This window comes from Streptomyces sp. NPDC055815 (genome assembly GCF_053616475.1).
In genome coordinates this window covers 1-9,942 of record NZ_JBSHDU010000143.1, presented here as the reverse complement: position 1 = coordinate 9,942, position 9,942 = coordinate 1, and the positions used below count along the sequence as shown (strand labels likewise).

The following is a 9,942-nucleotide window of genomic DNA, read 5'->3' as shown; positions in this document are numbered from 1 at the left end:
GTGTGGGACCCGCGCCCACCGCCGTGCGGGCCCGCGCCCGCGCCGGGCGGCGCCCCGGGTCGCCCCCCGTGTGGGCAATCGTCCCGCAGGGGCGGGACGGGTGGGCACACGGGACGGCGCGCTCAGCGGCGCCTCCGCGTTCCGAGCCTGGACCCGCACCACGAGCGTGCCGTCACCAGGGGTGCGGGTCCAGGCCCTGGAGCCTCTGGCGCCGGCAAGGGCGCCGTCCGTTGTGCCCACCCGTTCCGCCCCTTGCGGAACGCATGCCCACAACGGGCGGAAGCGCGCCCACAACGGGGGGCTACGGGATTGTGCGGTGGGTGTTCTGGTGGGTCGACGGGCCCGGGGACGCGTCTGCGATCCACGGGCCCTCCCCGCTCGGGTCCACGATCCCCGCCTCCAGCCACGTGTAGCGGCCGGCCAGGACCCCGTCGACCACCCGCCGGTCCAGGTCGTCCGTGTTGGACCAGAGGCGGGTGAAGAGTTCGTCGACGCGGAGCCGGGCCTGGTGGCAGAAGGCGTCGGCCAGTTGGTGGGCCTCCGCACCGTGCTCCCCCGTGGTGCGGAGGAGTTCGGCGCGGACGCAGGCGGCGCTCATCGCGAAGAGTTCGGCGCCGATGTCGACGATCCGCCCCAGGAACGCCTGCTTGAGCTCCATCCGGCCCTGCCACCGGGACATCGCGTAGAAGGTGGACCTGGCGAGCTTGCGCGAGGTGCGCTCGATGTAGCGGAGGTGACCCGCCAGGGCGCCGAACTCCCCGTACGAGCCCGGGAGCTGTCCCGCCCCGGCGACCAGTCCCGGCAGCCAGCGGGCGTAGAAGCCGCCCGCCCGCGCGCCCGCCTTCGCCTTGTCCGCCAGGGACTTCTCCGGATCGATGAGGTCCCCCGCCACGGAGAGGTGCGCGTCGACGGCCTCGCGGGCGATCAGCAGGTGCATGATCTCGGTGGAGCCCTCGAAGATGCGGTTGATACGGAGATCGCGCAGGAGCTGTTCGGCGGGGACGGCCCGTTCGCCGCGGGCGGCGAGCGAGTCGGCGGTCTCGTAGCCGCGGCCGCCCCGGATCTGGACGAGTTCGTCGGCGATCAGCCAGGCCTTCTCGGAGCCGTACAGCTTGGCGAGGGCGGCCTCGATGCGGATGTCGTTGCGGTCCTCGTCGGCCATCTGGGAGGCGAGGTCGACGACGGCCTCCAGGGCGAACGCGGTGGCCGCGATGAAGGAGATCTTGGTCGAGACGGCCTCGTGGCGGGCGACCGGCCTGCCCCACTGCTCGCGCTCCCCCGACCATTCGCGGGCGATCTTCAGGCACCACTTGGCGGCGCCCGCGCAGGCGGCGGGCAGGGAGAGCCGACCGGTGTTGAGGGTGGTGAGGGCGATCTTGAGGCCGGCGCCCTCGGGGCCGATGCGGTTCGCCGCCGGGACCCGGACGCGGTGGAAGCGGGTGACGCCGTTCTCCAGGCCGCGCAGGCCCATGAAGGCGTTGCGGTGCTCGACGGTGATGCCGGGCGCGTCGGCCTCGACGACGAAGGCGGTGATGCCGCCGGGGTGTCCCTCGGAGGCGGGGACGCGGGCCATGACGACGAGGAGGTCGGCGACGACGCCGTTGGTGGTCCACAGCTTCACGCCGTCGAGGACGTACGCGTCCCCGTCCGGTACGGCGGCGGTGGCGAGGCGCGCCGGATCGGAGCCGACGTCCGGCTCGGTGAGGAGGAAGGCGGAGAGGTCCGTGCGGGCCAGCCGGGGCAGGAAGGCGTCCTTCTGCTCCTGGGTGCCGAAGAGTTTCAGCGGCTGCGGTACGCCGATCGACTGATGCGCGGAGAGGAGGGCGCCGACGGCGGGGCTGGCGGAGCCGACGAGGGCGAGGGCGCGGTTGTAGTACAGCTGGGTGAGGCCGAGCCCGCCGTACGCCGGGTCGATCTTCATCCCGAGCGCGCCGAGCTGTTTGAGTCCGGTGATCGTCTCGTCGGGGATGCGGGCCTCGCGCTCGATGCGGGCGCCGTCGATCCGTGTCTCGCAGAACTCGCGGAGGACGGCGAGGAAGGCCTCCCCGCGGCGGACGTCCTCGGCGGCGGGCAGCGGGTGCGGGTGCACGAGGTCGAGGCGGAAACGGCCGAGGAACAGCTCCTTGGCGAAGCTGGGTTTCCGCCAGTCCCGCTCGCGCGCGGCCTCGGCGACCTGCCGGGCCTCGCGCTCGGTGACCTTGGGCCGCTGGGTGGGTGCGGACATGGACACCTCCTTGGGCTTCCAGTCCGTCGTACCCGATTCCGGCGGGTCCGGAAAGAGGAGGGGATCCCTCCGGGTTCGTCCTTCTGGTGAGACGGCCCGACCGTCCGGCGGGGCCGCGCGTAGGGTCCGCGGCATGTCTCAGCCGATCAAGCTCATCGTCCTCGTCGCCACCCTGCCCGGCCGTGGCGCGGAACAGCTCGCCGCCTTCGAGGCGCTCGCGCCCCTGGTGCGGGCGGAGGAGGGCTGCCTGCAGTACGACCTCCACCGGGTGGCCGACGACCCCGACCGCTTCGCCCTGATCGAGCGCTGGGCCTCGGCGGAGGCCCTCGCCGCGCACGACGTCGCCCCGCACATGGTCGCGGCCGACGCCGCGAACAAGGCCTTCCGCGCGGGCCCGGCGGAGGTCGTCCGTCTCGACGACTCCCCCGTGGCATGACGAAAGACGGCCCGAGCCCCCGCACAGTGGGCTCGGACCGCCTGGTCTCGTGGGGCGTACGCCTCAGAGGGCGAGGCCCGTCAGGACGAGCACGCGCTCGTAGGTGTAGTCGTCCATCGCGAACTTGACGCCCTCGCGGCCGACGCCGGAGCGCTTGGCGCCGCCGTACGGCATCTGGTCGGCGCGGTACGAGGGGACGTCGCCGACGATCACGCCGCCGACCTCCAGGGCGCGGTGGGCGCGGAAGGCGGTCTGCAGGTCGTGGGTGAAGACACCGGCCTGGAGGCCGAAGTCCGAGTCGTTGACCGCGGCGAAGGCCTCGGCCTCGCCGTCGACCTTGGCGATGGTCAGGACCGGGCCGAAGACCTCGGCGCGGGCCAGGGTGACATCGGCCGGGAGGTCGGTGAGGACGGTCGGGGCGTAGGTGGCGCCCTCGCGCTTGCCGCCGGCGAGGAGCTTGGCGCCGGCCGCGACGGCCTCGTCGACCCAGGACTCGACGCGCTTGGCGGCGTTCTCGTCGACCAGCGGGCCGACGTCCGTGGCGTCGTCCGCCGGGTCACCGGTGACCTGCGCCTCGACGGCGGCGACGATCTTCGGCACCAGGCGGTCGTAGACCGAGGCGTCGGCGATCACGCGCTGCACGGAGATGCAGGACTGGCCGCCCTGGTAGTTGGAGAAGGTCGCGATGCGGGTCGCGGCCCAGTCCAGGTCGGCCTCGGAGGACCAGTCGGGCAGCACGACGGCCGCGGCGTTGCCGCCGAGCTCCAGGGTGCAGTGCTTGTGCGGCACGGACTCGGCGATGGCGTAGCCGACCTTGTCGGAGCCGGTGAAGGAGATGACCGGGAGGCGCTCGTCCTGGACGAGGGCGGGCATGCGGTCGTTCGGCACGGTCAGGATCGACCAGGAGCCGGCCGGCAGGTCGGTCTCGGCCAGGATCTCGCCCAGGATCAGGGAGGAGATCGGGGTCGACGGGGCCGGCTTGAGGATGATCGGGGCGCCGACGGCGATGGCCGGGGCGACCTTGTGGGCGCTGAGGTTCAGCGGGAAGTTGAACGGCGCGATGCCGAGGACGACGCCCTTGGGGATGCGGCGGGTGAGGGCGAGGCGGCCCACGCCGCCGGCCTCGGTGTCCAGGCGCTGGGCCTCGCCGGCGTTCCAGCGGCGGGCCTCCTCGGCGGCGAAACGGAAGACGGAGACGGCACGGCCGACCTCACCGCGGGCCCACTTGATGGGCTTGCCGTTCTCGGCGGAGATCAGGAGGGCGATCTCCTCGGTGCGCTCGGCGAGCCGCTTCGACACGTGGTCGAGGGCGGCGGCGCGGACGTGCGCCGGGGTCGCGGCGAACTCGTCGACGACGGCGTGTGCGGCGGCGACGGCCTCCTCGACCTGGGCCTCGGTGGGCACGCTGACCTTGCCGACCAGACGTCCGTCGTACGAGTTCGTGACGTCGAAGGTGGCGTCGCCGGTGGCCTCACGGCCGGCGAGCCAGAAGGCGTGGGTGGTCGTCATTGCGTCCCGGCCCTTTCCGTTTCGGGGTGCGAGCGGTTGCTCTGGTGACACCGTAGGGCCGGGACGGCGGACGCGGGCTTGTCCGGTATGGAGTAGTGGGGGTGGCCGCCCTGTCCGCTTCGGCCGAAGCGGAAGGAGGCCGGTGCTCCCCACCGGAGGGTCAGCCGCGTCGCTCGGTCGAGACGATGAGGCAGACGGCGCCGACGACGATCGCGCCGCCGAGGAGGATCGGCCAGGTCAGGGCCTCGTTCAGGACGAGGGCGCCGAGGAACACGGCGACGACCGGGTTCACGTACGCGTAGGTGGCGGCGAGGGAGACCGGGGCGGACTGGAGCAGCCAGGCGTACGCGGTGAAGGCGACGAGCGAGCCGAAGACGATCAGGTACGCGAGGGCGGCCCAGGAGCGGCCGGAGACGGCGCCGAGGTCGAGGCCGTGGTGTTCGCCGCGTACGAGGCCGAGGGTGAGCGCGGCGAGGCCGCCGGCCAGCATCTCGTACACGCTCGCGGTGAACGGGTTGGCGGGCATGGGCAGCCGTGCGGAGGAGACGGAGCCGGCCGACCAGCACAGGGCCGCGACGAGGACGAGCAGGACGCCGCCGATCTTCACCTCGCCGCTCAGGCCCGGGACGGTGAGGACGCCGAGGCCCGCGAAGCCGAGCAGGACGCCGCCGAAGGCGCCGAGGCCGGGGCGGTCGCCGAAGACCGCGCGGAGCAGGACGACCCAGACGGGGACGGCGGCGACGAGGAGTGCGGCGAGGCCGGAGGGTATGGAGGTCTCGGCGAGGACGACGAGGCCGTTGCCGCCGAGGATGAGGAGCAGGCCGACGAGGACGGCGGAGCCGAGTTCCCGGCGGGTGACCTTGAGTGCGGCGGGGCCCTGGCGCCAGGCGACGATCGCGGCGAGGAGGAGGCCGGCGGTGAGGAAGCGGGCGCCGCCGGAGAGGAACGGCGGGAGGGTCTCGACGACGATCCGGATCCCGAGGTACGTGGAGCCCCAGACGACGTACACGATGCCGAGCGCGGCCCAGACGGCGCCGGTGATCCGGCGGACGGGGGCGGCGGTACGGGCTTCGGTACGGGGTTCGGGGGCGGCCGGGTGTGTGTCGGGGGCCGGGTCGACGGCGGGGCTTGTCATGAGCAGGAGAGTAGGGAGTTCCGGGCCCGATGACCAAGAAAATTGCCCGGATCCGGGCAGGGATAGCGGAATTCGGACGGCGCGAGGGCGGAGGGGGCCTTGTGAAGGGGTGGGAGGATGGCCGGGACCGTACGACCCCCGGGGGGAAAGCATGATCCTTTACGTACTGATCGGCGTCCTGGTCCTGGCCGTCGCCGGCTGCGGCTGCGTGGTGTGGGCGTCGCGGGGCGGGCCCCGCTGGGTGCGCGCGGTGGCCACCGTGACCCTGCTGGGCAGCGAGCTGGTCCGCGACGGCCGGCGCCGGAACGGGAAGCGGGGCGGAGGCGACGACGCGAGCTCCCTCGGCTCGGACTAGGGCCTGTCTTTCGGATCAGGCCGGATCAGGGAGCGGGGCCTGGTGCGTGCGATCGCAAGGCGGAGGAGGGAGTCAACGCGGTGGGGGCACCTCCCAGCGGTAGCCGGGGGAGTTGGCGACTGACGACAACGCGGCGAGCGTGCGTGCCAGGCCCCGCGAGCCCGGCATGATCCGAAAGACAGGCCCTGGCTAGGCCCCGCTGCCGTCCTCGCCCGTCGCCTTCAGGGCCAGCCACAGCTCCATCCGGACGTCCGGGTCGTCCAGGGAACGGCCGAGGATCTCCTCCACCCGCCGCATCCGGTACCGCAGCGTGTGGCGGTGGACGCCCAGGTCCGCCGCCGCCGCGTCCCACTGGCCGTGCCGGGACAGCCAGGCGCGCAGTGAGGCCACCAGGTCGCCGCGGCCGGTCGCGTCGTGCTCGCGGAGCGCGCGGAGCATCCCGTCGGCGAAGGCGCGTACGGCGTCGTCGGCGAGGAGCGGAAGGACCGAGCCGGCCGCCAGGTCCTCGTGCTCGACGAGCGCCCTGCCCCGCCGCCGGGCGACCGAGAGGGCCTGCTCGGCCTGCTTGTACGCCGCCGCCGCGGCGCTCGGGCCCGCCGGGGCGGAGAGACCGACGACGACACCGGCGTCTTCCGCCTCCCGCTCCGCGTACCCCTCGCAGGCGGCGACCACCGCGCCCCCGTCCCCGGCGAGCACGACGAGCCGCTGTCCGCTCTCGGCGACGGTCAGCACCGCCTCGCCCGCGCGGGCGGCCGCGGCCTCCAGGGCCTCGGCGAGCACCGGGAGCGGCGGCTCGGCGCCCGCCTCGCCTCCGGCCGGCTCGGCGACGAGCAGCCGGTACGGGGCGTCGAGCAGCCCTCCGTACAGGTCGCCGGCCACCGCGCGGGCGTGCTCCGGCTGGCCCGCGAGCATCAGCCGGAGCACCGCGGCGCCGAGCCGCTGCTCCGCCGCCTGGAGCGAGCGGGAACGTTCCGTCGTGAGGGTGAGCAGGGCGATCGCCGAATGCACGGCGTACCGCTCGGCCGTGCCGAGGGGCGCGCCCGTACCGACGGCGAGGGCGCCCCGCACCCGGCGTCCGGTGCCGAGCGACTGGAGCTCGACGCGGTCGTCCGTACCGCCGACGACGGCGCTGGCGGGCGCGGGCCGCTCGCGCAGCCGCTCGACGTCGGGGGTGAGGCGGGCGGCCCGGCGCGCCGCCCATTCGGGCGCGACGGCGACGACGGTGCCGGAGGCGTCGTACAGCGCGGCCCAGCCGTCGACGTGCGCGGCGAGCCGGGCGACGACGGCCTCGGGACCCTCCGCGAGGGCGGCGCGGGTCAGCTCGCGCTGGGCCTCGAAACCGGCCGTGACGGCGCGGTACTGATCGGCGGAGATGGCCGCCGAGACGGCCTTGCTGATGGCGAGGAACGGGGTCCGGCGCGGTACCTCCAGGAGGGGCAGGTGCTCCTCGCGCGCCGCGTCGAGCAGGGCCGGCGGGATCTCCTCGTAGTTGACGCCCACGGCGAACCCGAGGCCGACCACCCCGGCGCCCAGCAGCCGCCGCACATAGCGGCGCATCGCCTCCAGGTCCTCGGCGTCGAGCGTGAGCGCGGTGGTGAGGAGGAGCTCGCCGCCCTCCATGTACGGGACGGGGTCGGCGAGCTCGCTGACGTGTGCCCAGCGGACGGGGGTGTCGAGGCGGTCCTCACCGGCGCGGACGATGAGCTTGAGGGCGGAGTGCTGCACGAGCGAGGCGAGGGTGGGCGGCATTGGGGACCGTCGGACCTTTGAGCGAGGACCGCGCGCGGGGGGAGCCGTGCACGGAGGCGGGGAGGCACCGCTCAGGTGAGCGGCGCCCCCGATTGTGCCAGGGCCGCCGGGACCCCGCTCTGCCGCGCGAGGGGTGAGACGACTGGGCCGAACGGGCGGCCGCCCGTCAGGCGCGCAGGTCTACCAGGACCGGGGGCGTGAGCGCGCCCTGGGGTGTCGTCAGGGACACCACCGCGTGGCCCGGTGGCACCGCGTGGGCGAGCTCCGAGGCCGACCAGCGCTCGCGCTCGACCTTCCGGGTCGTGACCGCGTCGGTGGTGACGGCCACTCCGGTGACCTTCTTCCGCAGGAAGTGGATGAACCGGGTCATCGGCTGGTGCGCGAAGACCGTGTGCTGTGCCACCTCGGTGGTCTCCACCCACTCCTTGCCCCAGGTCTCGGCGAAGCCACGCCCGTCCCAGGTGGTGATGCCGGAGAGCGCCACCCGGCAGCCGACGGCACCGAGCAGCGGGCCGTGCAGGGCCTCCGGCACCTCGCCGAGGGTACGGAGCCCGAGGACGACACCGGCGTTGTGCGGGCGCAGCCGCTGGAGGGAGCGGACGGTCCCCGTGGTCAGCGCCCCGTGGGCGTCGTCGAGGACGAGGGCCACGAAGTGCGTGCGCTTGGTGCCCGTCCGCGCCGCCGCCAGGAACTGGGCCAGGACCAGCCGGGCGAGGAGCCGCGAGGCCTCCTCGTGGCCGCGCTCGGGCAGCTTGATCCGGACCCGCAGCGGGTGGTGGACGACGGACTTCAGGGAGAAGGGCTGTACGTCGCTGCCGTCGGCGCCGAAGAACTCGGCGAAGGCCGGCCGGTCGAGGAGCGACAGGCGGTCCGCGAGCAGCGGCCCGGCGTCGGCGGCGGTCCCGGCCTGCCGGATCCGGGCCTCCAGCTCGCGGCGCATGGCCGCGGCGTCGGCCGGGAGCCGGCCGAGGAGCGCGGTCAGCGTCTCCGGGCCCGCTTCGAGGAGCTCGCGGAGCACCGGCACGGACGGGAAGCGGCCGTGCGCCGCCCGGTAGGGGCCGACGAGCTGGGCGAGGACGGTGGCGGCCCGCCGGACGTCGAGGCTCTCGACGTCGCCCGCGAGGCCCTCCGCGAGCAGCGCCGCGGCCTCGTCGGGGTCGGTGAGGCCGGCGTACAGGTCGAGGTCGTACGGCGAGGCCGGGTCGCCGGGCGTGACCACGACGTCGTAGGCGCCGTCCGGGCCGAGCGGGGCGTCCGTCGTGCCCACGGCGACGACCGCGCAGGCTCCGGTGAGGGCCTGCAGGGCGAGGGACTCGACGACCGGGCCGGTCAGACGGGTGGTCTTCCCGGCGCCGGAGGGGCCCACGACCAGGAGGGAGGTGGCGAGGGCGGCCGGTTCGAGGGCGAGGCCGACGCCCCGGTAGGCGGCCGGGTTCCGTGTCTCGGCCACGCAGCGGCCGATGCGGACCTGTCCGAGGAGGAGGTCGTGGGGGGCGGTGCGGCCCGGCAGGTCGCGGTCGCCCGAGGGGTGGACCCCGGCCGCGGCGCCCTGCCGGAGCACGGTGTCGACGAAGGAGGTGAGCCGCCGCTCGACGCCGTGGCGGACGCGGGCGCAGTCCACGTCGTTCATGCGTCCGGCGTACAGCTCGGCGGCCAGCAGGTCCGCCGCCTGCTGCTGTCCGACCGCCCGCAGCTCGGGCCACTGCGAGAGCGGTACGGGCCCGGCGGGGTCGAGGGGCGGCGGGGTGCCGTCCGTCGTGGCGGCGCGGGCCCTGAGCCACCCGCGGACCAGGCCGGGCCAGTCGCCGAGGCGGGCGAAGGGCCAGAGGACGGCGGCCGTGATCAGGCCGTACAGGGTGTACGCGAGGAACGGGGAGGTGAGAGCGTCGATTCCGCCGATCAGCACCACGAGGGAGAGCACAGGCTTGACGACCGGCAGAGCGTCCCAGCCGACGCCGGGGAAGGCCTCCGGCCAGACGAACGTCAGCGCGATCAGCGCGGCGCCCGCCGTGATCGCGGCGCGCACGGATGGGCGGCGGTCGGCGACGAAGTGGCGGGAGAGCTCCGCCCAGGCGCCGAGGCGAGCGATCGTGTAGAGCAGGACGGCGAAGAAGACGCCGTCGTAGACGACATGGGCCTCGTCGCCGTGCCAGTCGCGGGACGAGGTTCCTCCGGCGTACCACCATTCACTAGGGGTGAAGGTTGCCAGCGGAATCCACTGGTACGGGACGGCGCCGCGCCGCCAGGCGGACCAGAGCAGCAGCCCCACGACGAGCGGGATCAGAAGCCCGGCCACGGTGACGGGCGCGAGCTTCCGGGCCTCCCGGGGCGGCGGCGGTGGCACATGCCGGAACCGCCAGATCCCCGGCGCGGCCTCGGGCCGGGGGGCGTCGAGCCAGGCGACGACGGGCGGCACGACGACACCACCGGGAGCACCCGACGCCCCGGGTGCCCCCGCGACCCCGGGGGCCCCGGGAGCACCCGACCCCTTCGCCGCCCCGGGCGCCGTCACCGGCCGCGGCGGCACGCGCGGC

General features: G+C 74.7%; 7 protein-coding genes. 2 read left to right on the top strand and 5 right to left on the bottom strand.

Annotated features, from left to right (window positions below; genetic code table 11):
- Window positions 1-301 precede the first annotated feature (301 nt).
- Window positions 302-2,224 (bottom strand): acyl-CoA dehydrogenase family protein, encoded by a 1,923-nt coding sequence (locus ACWGN5_RS41130; RefSeq protein WP_453523958.1) that lies wholly within the window; start codon window positions 2,222-2,224, stop codon window positions 302-304.
- Between the two features lie 133 nt (window positions 2,225-2,357).
- Between ACWGN5_RS41130 and ACWGN5_RS41125 the strand changes: the two genes are divergently transcribed.
- Window positions 2,358-2,660 carry a putative quinol monooxygenase gene (locus ACWGN5_RS41125; protein WP_369146819.1) on the top strand — a complete coding sequence of 101 codons (303 nt, stop codon included), beginning with the start codon at window positions 2,358-2,360 and terminating at the stop codon, window positions 2,658-2,660.
- 63 nt (window positions 2,661-2,723) lie between these two features.
- Here the strand turns inward: ACWGN5_RS41125 and ACWGN5_RS41120 are convergent, their stop codons facing one another.
- Together ACWGN5_RS41120 and ACWGN5_RS41115 are read right to left on the bottom strand one after the other, a co-directional pair.
- Window positions 2,724-4,169 (bottom strand): aldehyde dehydrogenase family protein, encoded by a 1,446-nt coding sequence (locus ACWGN5_RS41120; protein WP_453523955.1) that lies wholly within the window; start codon window positions 4,167-4,169, stop codon window positions 2,724-2,726.
- A gap of 160 nt (window positions 4,170-4,329) precedes the next feature.
- Window positions 4,330-5,304 carry an EamA family transporter gene (locus tag ACWGN5_RS41115; protein ID WP_453523952.1) on the bottom strand — a complete coding sequence of 325 codons (975 nt, stop codon included), beginning with the start codon at window positions 5,302-5,304 and terminating at the stop codon, window positions 4,330-4,332.
- A 151-nt stretch (window positions 5,305-5,455) separates the two neighbouring features.
- On the opposite strand from ACWGN5_RS41115, the gene ACWGN5_RS41110 reads away from it, so the two are divergent.
- Complete coding sequence (locus ACWGN5_RS41110) at window positions 5,456-5,659, top strand: hypothetical protein (RefSeq protein WP_453523949.1); 204 nt, start codon at window positions 5,456-5,458, stop codon at window positions 5,657-5,659.
- Between the two features lie 189 nt (window positions 5,660-5,848).
- Here the strand turns inward: ACWGN5_RS41110 and ACWGN5_RS41105 are convergent, their stop codons facing one another.
- Window positions 5,849-7,408, bottom strand: a complete 1,560-nt coding sequence (locus tag ACWGN5_RS41105) for a PucR family transcriptional regulator (RefSeq protein WP_453523946.1) — start codon at window positions 7,406-7,408, stop codon at window positions 5,849-5,851.
- Between the two features lie 166 nt (window positions 7,409-7,574).
- Window positions 7,575-9,942 (bottom strand): ATP/GTP-binding protein (locus ACWGN5_RS41100; RefSeq protein WP_453523943.1); only part of this gene is annotated, 2,368 nt, incomplete at its 5' end.